The organism is Mesorhizobium delmotii, assembly GCF_900149755.1.
Lineage (GTDB): Bacteria > Pseudomonadota > Alphaproteobacteria > Rhizobiales > Rhizobiaceae > Mesorhizobium > Mesorhizobium delmotii.
Genome location: NZ_FUIG01000013.1, coordinates 1,697,581 through 1,714,059 on the forward strand (window position 1 = coordinate 1,697,581; position 16,479 = coordinate 1,714,059).

Below are 16,479 nucleotides of genomic sequence, written 5' to 3' on the forward strand. Positions count from 1 at the left end.
GAAAGCGCATCCTGAGATGAATCGCATCCAGACGATCGCCGGCCTGCGCCAGAACCCCGATGTTGATGTGCTGGTAGTAGGCGGCGGTATTAACGGCATCAGCGTGTTTCGCGAACTCGCTTTGCAGGGCGTCGATGTGCTGCTCGCGGAAAAGGGTGATTACTGTTCCGGCGCCAGCGCCGCCCTCTCGCGCATGGTTCATGGCGGCTTGCGCTACCTAGAAAACGGCGAGTTCAAGCTGGTCCGCGAATCTCTGCTCGAACGCGATCGGCTGTTGAAGAACGCGCCGCACTACGTTGCGCCACTGCCAACCACAGTGCCTATCTTCGACCTGTTCTCAGGTATAGCAAATGGCGCAGTCCGCTTCCTTGGGCTAAGCCGTCGTCCTGGCCGGCGCGGCGCTTTGGTCATCAAGACCGGCTTGGCGATGTATGACTTATTCACCGCCGCACGGCGTATCGTCCCGACGCACAAGTTCAGGAGCCGCGCTGAAACACTCAAGGTCTGGCCTGCAATCAATCCTGCTATTCGCAACTCGGCGACATACTATGACGCCTGGGTCAGCCACCCCGAGCGGCTGGGTACCGAGATGCTGCGCGACACCATGAAGGAAAAGCCGTCCGCCCGGGCGCTCAACTACGCACGCGTATCGCTCGGTGACGCGAGCCTGGTGCTTAACGACGGACTGTCTGGCGAAACCGTGGCCGTGAGGCCGCGGCTCGTCGTCAATGCCACTGGTGGCTGGATCGACCTGACCAATTCGGCGATCGGAGCCGTTGCGCCGAAGCTCATGGGCGGCACCAAAGGTTCGCATCTGATCGTCGACAATCGCGAGCTTCATGACGCGCTCGACGGTCACATGATCTACTACGAGAACGAGGACGGCCGGATCTGCATCCTGTTCCCCTATCTCGGCAACGTGCTGGTCGGCTCGACGGATATCCGTGTCGACGATCCCGACCAGGCGTGCTGCGTGGATGACGAGCGGCAATACATCCTGCAGTCCCTGTCCTTCGTGTTTCCTGGAATCGAGATCGCTGATACCGACATCGTCTTTCAGTTTACCGGGGTGAGGCCGCTACCGATAAGCCAAGACAGTTTTACCGGGCGCATTCCCCGCGATCATTTCTGCGAGCTCATCGAGGGCGCCGGTATAGTGCCGCCGACGCTCTGCATGATCGGCGGGAAATGGACAACCTTCCGATCGTTCGGCGAGCTGGCAGCGAATATCGCGCTCGAGCGATTGTGCCGACAGCGCATCGTCGGCACCGAAAACATGCCGATCGGCGGCGGCCGGCATTTTCCCACTGCTCCCGAAAAATGGTGCGCAGAACGCGCGGCGGCGCTTGACATGTCGCTTGACCGCATGCGGACACTCTTCGAGCGCTACGGTACCGCAGCGGATGCCGTCGCCGCCTATTTGGCAGCGGGACAGGACGAGCTCTTGCCTGGCAGCGACTACTCGGCCCGGGAAATTCAGTATCTCATCGCTAATGAATATGTCGAACAGCTGGAGGACCTGCTGCTCCGCCGCACGACAATCGCCATCACCGGTGCTCTCTCTTCCGACCTTCTCGATGCGGTTCTCGATATTCTGGCTGTCGAAAAGAGCTGGGACGCTGCGCGCAAGGCGTTCGCGCGCACCGATTTCCTCGCCCTGTTGCAACGCCGGCATGGCGTCGATCTCGACCAGCTATCCCAAAAAGACCAAGGAAGGAGCGCCGAATGCGCATCAACAAGAAAGTCCGCATGAACCGGCTGTTCGGTGGGGCGCGCTGTCTCGACGTCGCAATCGACCATGGCGTATGCAACGAGCCGACGTTCCTGGAAGGGCTCGAGGATATGGCCGGCGTCGTCGCCCAGCTGGTTGCCGCGGGACCGGACGCCATTCAGATGAATTATGGCCAAGCCGATCTGCTGCAGTCCTTGCCCGGCAAGGACAAGCCGGCATTGGTCATGCGCATAGACATGGGCAATCCATATAACAAAACCCGCCATCGCTCGATGTGGGCCATCCTGCAGAACGAAGCCGAACCACTTATCGGCGCGCTGGAGATGGACGCGGCCTGTGTGGTCGTCAATCTATTCATGCTACCCGACGAGCCGGACCTGTTCCGGCAATGCGTCCACAACATTGCCCGCGTTCGCGCCGACTGCGAAAAATACGGCCTGCCGCTGATGATCGAGCCGCTGGCGATGCTGCCGAACTCGGATCGCGGAGGCTACATGGTCGACGGCGACCCCGAAAAGATCGTCACCCTGACCCGGCTCGCCAGCGAGATGGGCGCCGACATCATCAAGGCGGACCCGACCACCGATCCGAACGACTTCCACCGGGTGGTGGCGGCGGCGCGCTGTCCTGTCCTTGTGCGCGGTGGGGGCAGGGAGGATTTGCGCGCAGTCTTCGACAAGTCGGCGGCGCTGATGGCACAAGGCGCGGCAGGCATGGTCTATGGCCGCAACATATACCAGCATTCCAACCCTCGCGCCGTCGTGAGAGGATTGATGGCGATCATCCATGAGAATGCGGATGGCGCGGCGGCCTGGGAGCTCTACCAACAAGAATAATCTTTGCAGCTTGGGAGGAGCTTCAATGCAGCGATACATTCTTGGTCTTGATACGGGCAATACCGTCATCAAGGCCATCATCTTCGACACCGCCGGTCGCGAACTCGCGCTCGCCGCCCGGGACGGCCGCTCCTGCATGCCAAAGCCCGGCCATGTCGAGCGGGACCTCGGCGAATTATGGCGCAACGCCGTCGAGGTCATCCGTCAGTGTCTCGACCAGTCGGGCATCGACCCCCGCGACATCGCGGCGATCGGCTGCGCCGGCCACGGCAACGGGCTCTACGCACTGGACCGCGGCGGTGACCCGCTGCTCGGCATCCAGTCGCTCGACACGCGCGGCATCGGCATCGTCAGCGAATGGGCAGCCGCGGGCGTTGGCGACCGGACCTATGTCCACTGCCTGCAACGGCCCTGGGCGGCGCAGACGCCGACTCTGCTGGCGTGGCTCAGGCGCCATGACCCGGCGCTCTTTGCCAAAATAGGTACCGTCTTCCTGTGCAAGGATTTTATCGTCAACCGCCTCACCGGCGCGCGCTCGACCGAGACCTCGGATATGTCGGGCTGCGGGCTTTTGCACATGCCTGATCGACGCTACGAGCGAGAGTTGCTGGCCGCCTATGGTCTCGACGATTGCATGGAACTGCTGTCGGACGTGCTGGAGGCTTCCGACATCGCCGGCCATGTCACGCGGGATGTCGCCGCTGCTACCGGCCTTCTTGCGGGCACGCCTGTGGTGGCGGGCCTGTTCGATGTCGTCGCCAGCGCCATCGGTTCGGGCGTCACCAGCACCGGCGCCGCCTCGATCATTGCCGGCACCTGGAGCATCAACCAGGTCATCACCGAAGAGCCGATCCGCGATCCGTCGATCTTCATGCTGTCGACCTTCGATCCGGTGCGCTACCTCGCCATCGAATCGAGCGCCACTTCGGCCGCAAATCTCGAATGGATCGTGCGTGAGTTCTTCGAGCATGCGCCGCCGGCAGGCGCATCGCCATTCGAAATCTGCAGCGAGCTTGTTGCTTCCGTCGATCCCGCGGGAGACATGCCGATCTACCACCCCTTCCTTTACGGCTCGCAGCAGAATGGCAAGGCGCGTGCAGGTTTCTACGGCATCGCCGGCTGGCATACGCGGGCGCATATGCTGCGCGCACTGTTCGAGGGCGTCGTCTTCGAACACCGGCGGCATGTCGAGACGCTGCGCCGAGCGGGAGCGACTGTCAGCCAAGCGGTTCTTTCGGGCGGCGGCTCGCGCAGCGCCATCTGGCCGCAGATATTCGCGGATGTGCTGGACGTGCCGGTGACCGTGGCGCGCAGCCGCGAGACGGGGGCGCTGGGAGCTGCAATTGCAGCCGGGACAGGCGTCGGCCTGTTTGCCGATTTTTCTGCGGGCGCCGCCGCGATGACCGCGCCCGACCGCTGCTACCAGCCCAATAGCGAGATCGCACCGGCCTATGAGCAGCGTTATCGTCTGTATGGCGAGATCAACCAGGCCATGGGTCCGCTATGGGACAGGATGGCAAGCGAACGGACGTCCAATTGACACAGACCGCTGCCGATTTTGGACAATACGACTTCATCATCGTCGGCGCAGGTTCAGCCGGCTGCGTGCTGGCCAACAGACTGTCGGCCAATCCAGCCATGCGCGTGCTGCTTCTGGAAGCCGGCGGCAGCGACCGCTATCACTGGGTCAACATTCCCATCGGCTATCTCTACTGCATGGGCAACCCGCGCACCGATTGGCTGATGAAGACCGAGCCGGAGCCCGGGCTGAACGGTCGTGCGCTCAACTATCCGCGCGGCAAGCTTCTGGGCGGCTGCTCGTCGATCAACGGCATGATCTACATGCGCGGCCAGGCGGCCGACTATGATGGCTGGCGGCAAGCCGGAAATCCTGGTTGGGGCTGGGATGACGTGCTTCCATATTTCCGCAGGTCCGAGGACCATTTTGGTGGCGCCAACGACCTTCATGGCGCCGGTGGCGAATGGCGCGTCGAGCGCCAGCGCCTGTCGTGGCCAATCCTGGATGCTTTCCGCGATGCTGCCGAGGAACTCGGCATTCCCCGAACCGAGGATTTCAACGGCGGGACCAACGAGGGGTCGGGCTATTTCGAGGTCAACCAGAGGAAGGGCGTGCGCTGGAATACCTCGAAGGCGTTCCTGCGGGGCGTGCTCCGGCGGCCGAATTTGCGCGTCGTAACCGGCGCCGAGACCGAGAAGCTGGATTTCGACGGAGCTTGCGTCACCGGCGTTGTCTTCCGCATGGGCGGCCAGTTGCATCGTGCGCGGGCAGGCGAGACGATACTTGCCGCCGGCGCGATCAATTCGCCGAAGCTGCTCGAGCTTTCCGGCGTCGGCCGACCTGCCGTGCTTGGCGCAGCAGGAATCCCGGTTCGCCACGCGCTGGAAGGCGTCGGCGAGAACCTGCAGGATCACCTGCAGATCCGCACGGTCTTCAAGGTCGCCAATGCCTCGACGCTAAACCAGCGCTACCACAATCTGTTCAGCCGCGCGGCCATGGGCGTCGAATACGTCGTCCGTCGCAGCGGACCACTATCGATGGCGCCGAGCCAATTGGGTATCTTCGCCAGAAGCGACCCACGCCTGGAGACGCCCGATCTCGAATATCATGTCCAGCCGTTGAGCACTGACCGGCTGGGCGAGCCGCTGCATCGCTTCCCCGCGGTCACGGTTTCGGTCTGCAACCTCAGACCGGAAAGCCGCGGCACCGTCCACATAGGGACGCCCGATCCGCAGGCGGCTCCGAAGATCCGGCCGAACTATTTGTCTACCGAGGGAGACAGGGCCGTGGCTGTAGCATCGCTCCGCCACGTCCGCCGCCTGATGAAGGCGCGCGCCGTTGCCCGTTTCGCGCCTGAGGAAATGCTGCCCGGTGCACACTATGAAAGCGACGAAGATCTGGTCCGCAAGGCCGGCGATATCGGCACTACGATTTTCCACCCGGTCGGCACCTGCAAGATGGGCGCAGGCTCGATGGCAGTGGTCGACGGCCGGCTGCGGGTGCACGGCATTTCTGGCCTGCGCGTCGTCGACGCTTCGATTATGCCGACGATCGTTTCCGGCAACACCAACTCTCCAGTGGTCATGATCGCGGAGAAGGCATCGGAAATGATCTTGCAGGACGCCAGCCAGAAGAAATAATCCTCGGTGGTGAGGTGACGCAGACCGGCAGCTAGTCGCTGTCGTGCCGTCGCCACTCCATGGAGCGATCGACACCGGCAGCGCCGAGGAGTTTACTGCGGCTTTGTCGCGCAGATCGCGAAGCGATGTTGAGTGGCGCGTTCGAGCGCCTTGGGCCAACTCATCTGTCGAGCCTGAGCGCGATGGATCGCGCCCAGTTTCCAGTCGACGACCGGCTGCTCGAACCCGGCTTCGGCCAGCAAGCGCACTATCTCTTCCGCCCGTGCGCCGCCCGAGAAATAGACACGGGCAAGAATGTTCTGGTGGCGTCTGGCCAGGGCGGCGCCGTCATTGTCCGAGACCCGGGACTTGCCGGCCGTGAGCTTCTCCCAAACTTCCCGCAAAACCATCGCCCAGTTGCGGCTGACAAAATCGCCGTCGATGACCAGCAGCTTGCCGCCGGGCTTCAGCAGTGAGAACCATTCGGCAAAGGCCGCCTTCGGATCCAGCAGCGTCCAGACCAGGTGACGGGTGACGATGACATCGTAGCTCGCCTTGTCCTCGAGCGTCCGTTCGGCATCCCTCACGATGAAGCGGATATCGGCGCCGCGGTTTTGTGCCTTGGCGCGCGCCTTGGCGAGCATGGCTTCCGACCAGTCGAGGCCTGTCACCGCAAAGCCTAGATCGTGCATCAGATGCGAAATAACGCCTGTCCCACAGGCGAGATCCAGAGCCGCCCGCCCGGCGCCTGGCCCAAGGTGCCTGCTTATGAGCGCATGCCAGGCAGCGCGCTCCCGCTCGGAAAAAATCTCGTGGCCGACCTGCAGGTCGAACGTTTCGGCGCGGTCGGACCAATAGTCCCGAATTTCGTCGCGCAGCGAATAGTTTGCGTGAGCCGTCATTGCCCGAAACGCTCTCCCCAAAAGCGGTACATTGGAATTGCTCTAAAAGATAATTCTTGATTACACAATTCATGTTTTCTAAAGCCGGGCCGGTAAACTGAATTGCGAGAGCACAATGATTTTGAAATCGATATTTGCGGCCGCGGTCGCCCTCGCGGCCTTGATGCCGCTAACCCACGGCGCGCGCGCCGAAACCGTCACCGACATTAGCGGCCGCAAGGTCGAGGTGAAGACGCCGGTCGAGAAGGTCTTCCTCGGCGAAGGCCGGCAAATCTACCTGATCGCCGCGCTCGATACCGACAACCCCTTCAAGCGAATCGTTGGCTGGCGCGAGGATTTCTCCCAGGCTGATCCCGACAATTACGCCGTCTATCTGGGAAAATTCCCCTCGATGGCCACAATCCCGACCTTTGGCGGTTTCAAGGACGGCACCTTCGACATCGAGCAGGCGATCGCGCTTCAGCCGGACGTGATGATCATGAACATCGAGTCCAAGCAGGCGACCGAGGACGCGCAATATATCGAAAAGCTCGCCGCCGTTGGCATCCCGGTGGTCTATGTCGATTTCCGCGAACATCCCTTCACCAACACCGAGCCGAGCATGCGCCTCATCGGCAAGCTTTTTGGCCAGGAAAAGCGGGCCGAGGCGTTCATCGCCTACCGCGCCGCGCAGATCGCGCGCGTCACCGAGGTGATCGCAGAGAAGGATCCAAAGCGCCCGACCGTCTTCGTCGAGCGCGCCGGGGGCTACTCCGACGATTGCTGCATGAGCTTCGGTAACGACAATTTCGGCAAGTTCGTCGAGATGGCCGGTGGCCGCAATATCGCGGCGGATCTGATCCCGGGCACTTTTGGCGCGCTCAATCCCGAACAGATCATCGCAAGCGATCCTGACCAGGTGATTGTCACGGGCGGTAATTGGGAGGCCTATGTGCCGGGCGGCAAATGGGTCGGCGTCGGTCCAGGCGCGGACGAAGCGGCAGCAATGAAGAAGCTTAAGAGCCTGACGGAACGGCCTGCCCTCACGGGCATCAAAGCGGTGGAAAACGGGCAGGTGCACGCCATCTGGCACCAGTTCTACAACAGCCCCTATCAGTTCGTCGCCATCCAGCAGATGGCCAAGTGGCTGCACCCCGACCTGTTCGCCGATCTGGACGCGGAGGCCACCTTCAAGGAGTTGCACGAGAAGTTCCTGCCGGTCGAATACAGGCCTGGCCATTGGGTCTCGCTCTCCGATGGGCAGTGAACCAGCGGCGCTGTCAGCCACAGAAGGGCGCGGCCTCTACCGCGCCCTCGTCCTGCGCAAGCAACTCATCCTCGCAGGGCTCGCCCTGGCGCTGCTCCTGAGCCTTTGCATCGACCTCGCGCTTGGCCCGGCCAGCTACAGCCTGGACCAGGTTGTGCTCGCGCTCGTTTCTCCCAGCAGCGTCCCGCTTCAGGTGCGTGTCGTGCTGTGGGAAATCCGGCTTCCCATCGCGCTTATGGCCGTGGTCGTCGGCGCGGCACTGTCGGTCGCCGGTGCACAGATGCAGACTATCCTCAACAATCCGCTCGCCAGCCCGTTCACGCTCGGCATTTCGGCGGCGGCCAGTTTCGGCGCCGCGCTCGCGCTCGCCTTCGGCGTCACGCTCATCCCCGCGGCAATCGAATATGTCGTGCCGCTCAACGCCTTCGTGGTGGCGATGCTGACCGCATTCGTTATCCACCTGCTGAGTCTCAAGCGCGGCGTGACGGTCGAAACCATCGTGCTTCTCGGCATCGCGCTCGTATTCACCTTCAATGCGCTGCTGTCGCTCGTCCAGTATCTTTCCTCAGAGCAAGCGCTCGCCGCGGTCGTGTTCTGGACCATGGGAAGCCTCACCAAGGCCACCTGGCCCAAGCTCATCATCATCAGCCTCATCCTTCTCGCAACGCTTCCGATATTCGCACGCCGCGCGTGGGCGCTGACGGCGCTGCGGCTGGGCGAAGACAAGGCCGCGAGCTTTGGCGTCAAGGTCGCGCGCCTGAGGCTCGAAACCATGATGATGGTGAGCCTGCTTGCTGCCATTCCCGTCGCCTTCGTCGGCACGATCGGCTTCATCGGGCTGGTCGGTCCGCACATCGCCCGCATGCTGATCGGGGAGGATCAGCGCTTCTTCCTGCCCGCCTCGGCGCTTTCGGGGGCACTCATCCTTTCGGCGAGTTCGGTTGCCAGCAAATCGCTCATTCCAGGCACGATCTTCCCGATCGGCATCGTCACCTCGCTAGTCGGCATTCCCTTCTTCATCTCGCTGATCCTCTCGAATGTGAGGCGCTCATGGTAACGATCAGGCTCGATGATCTCGGAGCCTTCCACGGGACGCGGCTCGTCCTTTCGGACGTTTCAACTCCCATTTTTCGGGGTGGCGAGGTAGTCGCCGTTATCGGGCCCAACGCAGCGGGCAAGTCGACGCTATTCAAGCGCATCGCCGGACTTCTGGAGGGCCCGGGCCGTGTCTGCCTCGAGGGAGCGGTGAAGGGGCCGGACGGCATCTGCTATATGCCGCAGGATACGGCAGCCAACGCGGTGCTGACCGTCTATGAATCGATCCTGCTCGCCCGCAAGCAGGGCTCGGCCTGGTCGGTCGGCGACGGCGACCTCGCACTCATAGACGGCATCGTGGCCGCGCTCAGCATCGCGGATATTGCCTTTCGCAACGTCGGAGAATTGAGCGGCGGGCAAAGGCAGGTGGTAAGCATTGCCCAGACCCTCGCGCGCGAACCTGAAATCCTGCTGATGGACGAGCCCACGTCCGCGCTTGACTTGCACCGGCAGGTCGAGGTGCTGAGCTTCATGCGCGGGCTTGCGCGCAAGCACGGGATTGCAGTGCTGATCGCAATTCACGACCTCAATCAGGCCCTGCGCTTCGCTGACAAATGCATCGTCATCGCCGAGGGACGGATGTTCGCCTGCGGTACGCCGGAAGAGGTCGTCACGCCGGCGCTCCTGCGTGATGTGTACCGCGTCGAGGCGAGGATCGAGCGCTGCTCGCGGGGCATCGGTCATGTAATGGTGGATGGCGTCGCGGACGAAACGGCAGCGGCCGCGTCGATGGCAGCTTAAGGCATCGCCAAGGCGGCTACTTTGGCGACGAATGGGGGCGTTCACTCACGATCGCTGCACGTCCTTCGACGAGCCGCTGTTGTACGAGACACCTTGGGTAGACAGAGGTCGTGAAAACGCGCGATAAGGTTAGCCTGCGCAGATCTAGGGATGGCCGGGGCACCAGAAGATGGCACGCCGAATGTGCAACGCAATGCTTGGCTTCGCGGCGCTTGCCATAACCGCGTGCCAATCGGCTCCTGAAACGCCGCGACCCACCCTCGAACCTGCGTTAGGCTCTGGTACCATTCCTGCCCAAACCGCCTCGGATCCTGCCGCTGTTCCCTCCGGCTCGGCAATTATGGATCAATCCGTGGCGGTCACTCCCCCTGACAAGACCGTTCCGACAAAATATGCTGTTTTTTCGGGTCTATGGGCCGGACGTTTGGATGGGATGTATGACGCCAAACTTGCTGTTGAGACGATTTCTTCCAATGGGAAGGTCACGGTTACCTATGCGTGGGGAACTCTGGGCGACAACCATCCGGGCGAGGCCGCCGGCGTTGGAAGAATTGTGGGGACTACGTTGAAGCTTGAGCGCCTACCGAATGGCGCAGACGTCAGTCTTGTCATGCGGCCCGACAGAACCCTGGCCGGAACCGTTAGGCTTGCCGGCCAGACCTACACGGGCGCGTTCCTCAAGCAATGATCAAAAGACGTGTCTGAAGGCTATGTAGGGCCAAGCGACTGTTCCATATTGCAGCCTGTTGTTACCGGGGTGGGGCCTGCTGTTGCCCCATCAGCCCGCGTCCTTCGTCCAGAGGGCGCCGACTCCTGATCGAAGATGACCGCAGGCGGTTGGGTCTATTCGACGCTCGCTTGGTCGCCGGTCTACCCGCTGTTTGCGCTGACCGCGTCACCAAGCACCTTTGTGCGGGGCTGCATGCGCGCGGCCGCAGGAGCGAAGACCGAAATCGCCTTCGGGTGGACCTTGAAATGCGCCGGGGTCGAGGTGACGATCTCACCATCGGTGTTCACCGGCATCGGCCTTTTCGTCTCGATGTCGAACTCGACGCATCTGGCCGTCCTAACCTCGCTCCAGGCGCCGTGTGTGCCTGAGCGGAACGAGCGCAGCAAAAGCGCCATCTTCCAGAGGTTCGTCATTTCCAGGCTGTACAGGTCGAGATGGCCGTCATCGATCTCCGCCGTCTCCTCAACGACGTTGCCGCCGCCATAGTGCCGGCCGTTGCCGACTGCTATCTGGTAGGTCTCGACTTCGGTCGCTACGCCCTTTTCGGTAATCCTTGCTTCGAAGTGGCGGGCCTTGGTCAACACTTTCATGGCCGCCAAGGCATAGCCAAACCGGCCGAAACGTTTCTTCAGTGCCGGGTCGAGACCCTGGGCAAGGTCGGTGCTGAGGCCGATGCTCGCAACATTGAAGAAAGCGTGACCATTGACGGTCCCGACATCGATCAGACGCCTTCCGCCCTGTACGATCACGTCTGCGGCCTTCCGCAGATCCAACGGTATTTCGAGCGTTCGTGCCAGATCGTTCGCCGTCCCCATCGGAATGATGCCCATCGGCAGCCCGCTTTCCATGGCCGCGACCGCCGCTGAGGACACCGATCCATCGCCGCCGCACACGATCACAAGGTCGGCCCTATGGCGAAGGCGCACGATATCGCGTGCTATCTCGGGCAGCGCCTCAAACGTCTCGACGCTGACGCGGAGCCCACCGGCTTCCAGCCGTTCGACGACCGGTGCGATAGATTCCTGCCCGCGTCGCGCCTTTGGATTGACGAGCAGAAGCGCGCGTCTGGTCGTGATGTCGTTCATGCGGCGTAGATAGGGTGCTTGCCTGCGGATTACGACGTCAACAGGCGCGCCTGGGAAGGCCCAGAGTTGAATTTTCGTAACAGCCGGAATTGCTGGTTGTCACATCCGATGAGGAATCCGCACAGTTGACGACGTTGTGCGCCCGTATCGCTGCGGCCAACTTGGCCGAACCTGGCGCTCAAACATCCTTTATGGGTCGACTTTCTCATATTTCGACTGTCGATCAATCCGAAATTTTCGTTTCATGATTCGCTCAGAGTGATTTCCGGATCCATTTTGCCAGGACGCCAACGATGCCCTCCCGGAACAACAGCACCGCGACAACGAAGATGATGCCTTGGCCGATCGTGACCCAGTCGCCAAATGTCGCGAGGTAATTCTGCATCGTCACGATGACTGCCGCGCCGACGATCGGTCCGAACACCGTGCCCATGCCGCCCAAGAGCGTCATCAGCACGACCTCGCCGGACATGGTCCAGTAGACGTCGGTAAGCGACGCCAATTGGAACACGATCGCCTTGGTTGCGCCGGCGACGCCGGCGAGCGTCGCCGACAGCACGAATACGGCGAGCTTGTAGCGGTTGACCCGATAGCCCAGCGAGATCGCGCGGGGCTCGTTCTCGCGGATCGCCTTCAACACCTGTCCAAACGGCGAATGGATGATCCGATAGATCAGCAATATGCCGGCGAAGAAGATGGCGAGCACGAAGAAATAGAGCACTTCGCTCGAGCGCAGGTCGATCAGCCCGAACAGATGGCCGCGCGGCACGGCCTGGATGCCGTCCTCACCGCCGGTAAACGCCGCCTGCAACGAGAAGAAATAGATCATTTGCGCAAAAGCCAGCGTCACCATGGCGAAATAGATGCCGTGGCGGCGAATGGCGAGGGAGCCAATCGCGAGACCGAGCACGGCTGCCACCAGCGTGCCCGCGATAATGGCGAGTTCAGGCGTCAGACCCCACACCTTTGCCGCATGGGCCGAGACGTAGCTCGCCATGCCGAAATAGGCAGCGTGGCCGAACGACAAGAGCCCGCCATAGCCGAGCAACAGGTTGAAGGCGCAGGCAAACAGCGCAAAGCACAGCACCTTCATGACAAAGATCGGATAGAGCAGAAATGGCGCGGCGATGAGGAAGACGAAGAGCGCGGCGAAGATCGCAAAGTGATGACGTGGCATGCCAGCGGCGCCAACCGAGGTGATGGCCGCCATAGCGATCGGGTTGGTGTCGGTTGTCATCACACACCCCGCCCAAACAGACCGGCGGGCTTGACGAGCAGCACGAGCGCCATGATGACAAAGATCACCACGGCCGAGCCTTCCGGATAGAACACGCGGGTCAGACCCTCGATCAGCCCAAGCCCGAAGCCGGTGAGGATCGAGCCCAGAATCGAGCCCATGCCGCCGATGACGACGACGGCGAAGACGACAATGATCAGGTCTGCCCCCATGTTCGGATTGACTGCGTATATCGGCGCGGCGAGCACGCCGGCGAAACCCGCCAGTGCGACGCCGAAACCATATGTGAGCGTCACCAGCAGCGGCACGTTGATGCCGAACGCGCCGACCATGGTCGGGTTCTCGGTCGCTGCCCTGAGATAGGCGCCAAGGCGGGTCTTTTCGATAATGAACCAGGTCGCGAGACACACGATGAGTGAAGCCACGATCACCCAGGCGCGCGAATTTGGCAGGTACATGAAACCGAGATTATGCCCGCCGGTCAGAAGCGGCGGCGGCGGGTAAGGCAGGCCGGATACGCCGAAAAACTGGCGGAAGAAGCCGACGATGATCAGCGCCAGGCCGAAAGTGAGAAGCAGCCCGTAGAGATGGTCGAGGTGATAGAGTCGTCGGATCAGCACGCGCTCGAGCACGATGCCGGTGGCGCCGACGATCGGCGGCACGATGAACACGGCCCACCAGTAGCCGACGCCGAGATAGTTGAGCAGCATCCAGGTGCCGAAGGCGCCCAGCATGTACTGCGCGCCATGCGTGAAATTGATGATGTTCAAGAGACCGAAGATGACCGCCAGCCCGAGGCTCAGAACCGCATAGAAGGACCCATTGATCAGCCCGAGCAGCAACTGGCCGAACAGGACCTGCGGCGGAATTCCAAGCAGTTCGAACATGGTCGCTCCGGCTGACTTGTCGACGAAAGGACGCGCCGAGCGGCTCGGCGCGTCGTTGGCGAGGCTCGCTTACTTGACGAGCGGACAGGCGCCGTCGGCGAGCGGGCGGAACGCTTTGTCGGCCGGAATGGTCGCAACCGTCTCGAAATAATCCCATGGCCCCTTCGATTGGTCCGGCTTCTTGACGCGGAACAGATACATGTCGTGCAGCTTGCGCCCGTCCGCGCGGATCGTGCCCTTGCCGAACAGCGGATCATCGGTCGGCATTTCCTTCATCTTGGCCATCACCTTGGCCGCGTCCTTGTCGCCAACGGCTTCGACGGCTTTAAGGTAATGCAGGACCGAAGCGTAGACTCCGGCCTCGATCATCGAAGGCTTTTGTCCGGCATTCCGCTCCTGGAAGCGGGCAGAGAATTCACGCGTTTGATCGTTCTTGTCCCAGTAGAATGCGCCGGTGAGCACGAGGCCCTGCGCCACGTCGAGGCCAAGCGCATGCACGTCATTGATGAACATCAGCAGGGCGGCGAGCGCCTGGCCGCCCTGCGTGATGCCGAATTCCGACGCTTGCTTGACCGCGTTGATCGTGTCGCCGCCGGCATTGGCGAGGCCGACGACCTTGGCACCCGACCCTTGCGCCTGCAGCAGGAAGGACGAGAAATCCTGGCCGGGGAAAGGATGACGGACGGCGCCGAGAACCTTGCCGCCCGATGCTTCGACGACCGCCGACGTATCACGCTCGAGCGCGTGGCCGAAGGCGTAGTCCGCCGTAACGAAGAACCAGCTATCGCCGCCCTGTGCGACCATGGCCGAGCCCGTGCCGTTGGCAAGCGCCCAAGTGTCGTAGGTCCAGTGGACGGTGTTGGGCGAACAGGCTTTGCCGGTGAGGTCCGACGAGGCCGGACCCGAGGCGAGGAAGATCCTGTTCTTCTCCTTGGTGATCTCGTTGACGGCGAGCGCCACCGACGAGGTTGGCACGTCGGCGATTACGTCGACATTTTCGGTGTCGTACCACTGGCGGGCGATGTTCGAGCCGACGTCCGGCTTGTTCTGGTGGTCGGCGGAGACGATCGACACATTGATGCCCTTGTCCGCCGCCTTGAAGTCTTCCGCCGCCATCTGGGCGGCGATGACCGAGCCTTCGCCGGCGATGTCTGCATAGATGCCGGAACGGTCATTCAGAACGCCGATCTTGACATCCGTGGCGTAGGCCGCGCCGGCCATCAGCAGGCTCGCCGTTGAAGCCAGAATAAATCCCATTTTTTTCATCGCTACTTCCCTCCGATTGCGGCGCAATGCGCCGTTGATGATTGCCTCAGACACCGAGATAGGCGTGCAGCTTGTCAATGTTGGCGTCGAGTTCGCCGTTGGGGATCATGTCGATCACGCGCCCCTGTTCCACCACGTAGTGACGGTCCGCGACCAACGCGGCGAAATGAAAATTCTGTTCGACGAGCACGATCGTGAATCCCTCGTCCTTGAGCCGGGCAATGGTGCGGCCGATCTGCTGCACGATGACGGGCGCAAGCCCTTCGGTCGGCTCGTCGAGCAGCAAGAGCTTCGCGCCCGTCCGCAATATACGACCGATGGCGAGCATCTGCTGTTCGCCGCCCGAAAGCTTGGTGCCTTGGCTCGAAAGCCGCTCCTTCAGGTTCGGGAAAAGCTCGAAAATCTGCTCGACGCTGAGCCCACCGGGGCGCACCTGCGGCGGCAACATCAAATTCTCCTCGACCGAGAGACTGGAAAAGATCGCGCGTTCCTCGGGGCAGTAGGCGATGCCCATCTGCGCGATCAACCGCGACGGCAGCTTGATCGTCTCCCGACCGTCATAGGTGACCGAGCCCGAGCGCCTGGAAAGGATGCCCATGACGGCCTTCAGCGTCGTCGTCTTGCCGGCGCCGTTGCGGCCGAGCAGCGTCACCACTTCGCCTTCGCCAACCTCGAAACTCACGCCGTGAAGCACATGGCTCTCGCCGTACCAGCCCTGCAGGCCATCGACGCGGAGGAGGGGTCTCGCCGAGGAGGCAACAGACGGCCTGCTCGTCAGTTCAACTTCAACCATGGCCGGCCCCGATATAGGCTTCGATAACGTGCGGATCTTTGGAAACCGCAGCATAATCGCCTTCGGCGAGGACTTTGCCGCGCGCGAGCACGGTGATGCGGTTCGACAGCGAGGCTACGACCGAAAGATTGTGCTCAACCATCAAAATGGTGCGGTTCTTGGAGATGCGCCGGATCAGCGCCGAGATACGCTCGATATCTTCTTGCGCCATGCCGGCCATAGGCTCGTCGAGGAGCAGCATTTCAGGGTTCAGCGCCAGCGTCGTCGCGATCTCAAGCGCGCGTTTGCGGCCGTAGGACAGATCGCTGGCGCGGATATCTGAAAACTCGGTCAAGCCGACATCGGCGAGAAGAGCCGCACCCTCGCTATTGAGCTTGGAGAGCACTTTCTCGGAGCGCCAGAAATCGAAACTGTCGCCGCGCCGGCGCTGCAGCGCGATGCGGACATTCTCGAGTGCCGTCATGTGCGGAAACACCGCCGATATCTGGAAGGAGCGCACAAGGCCCAGTCGCGCGATGTCGGCCGGCTGCATCCTGGTGATGTCGCGGCCTTGGTAGCGGATCGAGCCGCGCGTTGGCTGGAGGAATTTGGTCAGCAGGTTGAAGAGGGTCGTCTTGCCTGCGCCGTTGGGGCCGATCAGCGCGTGGATCGATCCTCGCTCCACCGTCAGGTTGACATTGTTGACAGCGACGAAACCCCCAAATTCCTTAGTCAATCCCGCGGCTTCGAGGATCGCTCCGGAATTCATGCGCGGAAGCCTTCGCCCGTCATCGGCGTGAAAACGTGGAACC

General features: G+C 62.0%; 15 protein-coding genes. 8 read left to right on the forward strand and 7 right to left on the reverse strand.

The window, feature by feature from the left end; translation table 11 throughout:
- Positions 1-16 precede the first annotated feature (16 nt).
- From BQ8482_RS09520 to BQ8482_RS09535, 4 genes are read left to right on the forward strand one after another with little or no spacing between them, the layout of a single operon-like run.
- Complete coding sequence (locus BQ8482_RS09520) at positions 17-1,753, forward strand: glycerol-3-phosphate dehydrogenase/oxidase (protein ID WP_123147201.1); 1,737 nt, start codon at positions 17-19, stop codon at positions 1,751-1,753.
- Entirely contained in the window at positions 1,726-2,568 is an 843-nt protein-coding gene (locus BQ8482_RS09525) for a class I fructose-bisphosphate aldolase (RefSeq protein ID WP_123147202.1), read from the forward strand. Before BQ8482_RS09520 ends, BQ8482_RS09525 begins: the two co-directional genes overlap by 28 nt.
- 25 nt (positions 2,569-2,593) lie before the next feature.
- On the forward strand, positions 2,594-4,108 hold the full coding sequence (locus tag BQ8482_RS09530; protein WP_123147203.1) for an FGGY-family carbohydrate kinase: 1,515 nt from the start codon (positions 2,594-2,596) through the stop codon (positions 4,106-4,108).
- Positions 4,072-5,727: a GMC family oxidoreductase gene (locus tag BQ8482_RS09535; RefSeq protein WP_165848470.1), complete on the forward strand. Its 1,656-nt coding sequence runs from the start codon at positions 4,072-4,074 to the stop codon at positions 5,725-5,727. Before BQ8482_RS09530 ends, BQ8482_RS09535 begins: the two co-directional genes overlap by 37 nt.
- 92 nt (positions 5,728-5,819) lie before the next feature.
- On the opposite strand, the gene BQ8482_RS09540 is transcribed toward BQ8482_RS09535, so the two are convergent.
- Entirely contained in the window at positions 5,820-6,608 is a 789-nt protein-coding gene (locus BQ8482_RS09540; RefSeq protein WP_123147204.1) for a class I SAM-dependent methyltransferase, read from the reverse strand.
- Positions 6,609-6,771: 163 nt separating this feature from the next.
- Here BQ8482_RS09540 and BQ8482_RS09545 point away from each other — a divergent pair, with 163 nt between their 5' ends.
- The 4 genes from BQ8482_RS09545 (at position 6,772) to BQ8482_RS39090 (ending at position 10,378) form a co-directional block, all read left to right on the forward strand.
- Positions 6,772-7,854 (forward strand): ABC transporter substrate-binding protein, encoded by a 1,083-nt coding sequence (locus BQ8482_RS09545; RefSeq protein ID WP_244602710.1) that lies wholly within the window; start codon positions 6,772-6,774, stop codon positions 7,852-7,854.
- The gene (locus BQ8482_RS09550) at positions 7,844-8,911 is read left to right on the forward strand and encodes a FecCD family ABC transporter permease (RefSeq protein WP_123147206.1); all 1,068 of its coding nucleotides are present in this window, start codon (positions 7,844-7,846) and stop codon (positions 8,909-8,911) included. Before BQ8482_RS09545 ends, BQ8482_RS09550 begins: the two co-directional genes overlap by 11 nt.
- Positions 8,905-9,690: an ABC transporter ATP-binding protein gene (locus BQ8482_RS09555; protein WP_123147207.1), complete on the forward strand. Its 786-nt coding sequence runs from the start codon at positions 8,905-8,907 to the stop codon at positions 9,688-9,690. The genes BQ8482_RS09550 and BQ8482_RS09555 overlap by 7 nt, the downstream gene beginning before the upstream one ends.
- Positions 9,691-9,883: 193 nt before the next feature.
- On the forward strand, positions 9,884-10,378 hold the full coding sequence (locus tag BQ8482_RS39090) for a hypothetical protein (RefSeq protein WP_244602677.1): 495 nt from the start codon (positions 9,884-9,886) through the stop codon (positions 10,376-10,378).
- A 182-nt stretch (positions 10,379-10,560) separates the two neighbouring features.
- Here BQ8482_RS39090 and BQ8482_RS09565 read toward each other — a convergent pair whose 3' ends face one another.
- The 6 genes from BQ8482_RS09565 to BQ8482_RS09590 all read right to left on the reverse strand — a co-directional run bounded on the left by BQ8482_RS09565 (position 10,561) and on the right by BQ8482_RS09590 (position 16,436).
- Complete coding sequence (locus tag BQ8482_RS09565; RefSeq protein ID WP_123147209.1) at positions 10,561-11,505, reverse strand: lipid kinase; 945 nt, start codon at positions 11,503-11,505, stop codon at positions 10,561-10,563.
- Between the two features lie 253 nt (positions 11,506-11,758).
- The gene (locus BQ8482_RS09570; protein WP_244602711.1) at positions 11,759-12,682 is read right to left on the reverse strand and encodes a branched-chain amino acid ABC transporter permease; all 924 of its coding nucleotides are present in this window, start codon (positions 12,680-12,682) and stop codon (positions 11,759-11,761) included.
- Positions 12,683-12,741: 59 nt separating this feature from the next.
- A complete protein-coding gene (locus tag BQ8482_RS09575) occupies positions 12,742-13,629 on the reverse strand; it encodes a branched-chain amino acid ABC transporter permease (RefSeq protein ID WP_123147211.1) in 888 nt (295 codons plus the stop codon).
- 69 nt (positions 13,630-13,698) lie between these two features.
- Positions 13,699-14,895 carry an ABC transporter substrate-binding protein gene (locus tag BQ8482_RS09580; protein ID WP_123147212.1) on the reverse strand — a complete coding sequence of 399 codons (1,197 nt, stop codon included), beginning with the start codon at positions 14,893-14,895 and terminating at the stop codon, positions 13,699-13,701.
- Between the two features lie 46 nt (positions 14,896-14,941).
- Positions 14,942-15,688, reverse strand: coding sequence for an ABC transporter ATP-binding protein (locus BQ8482_RS09585; RefSeq protein WP_123147213.1), 747 nt, complete (start codon positions 15,686-15,688; stop codon positions 14,942-14,944).
- On the reverse strand, positions 15,681-16,436 hold the full coding sequence (locus BQ8482_RS09590; RefSeq protein WP_123147214.1) for an ABC transporter ATP-binding protein: 756 nt from the start codon (positions 16,434-16,436) through the stop codon (positions 15,681-15,683). The genes BQ8482_RS09585 and BQ8482_RS09590 overlap by 8 nt, the downstream gene beginning before the upstream one ends.
- Positions 16,437-16,479 lie beyond the last annotated feature (43 nt).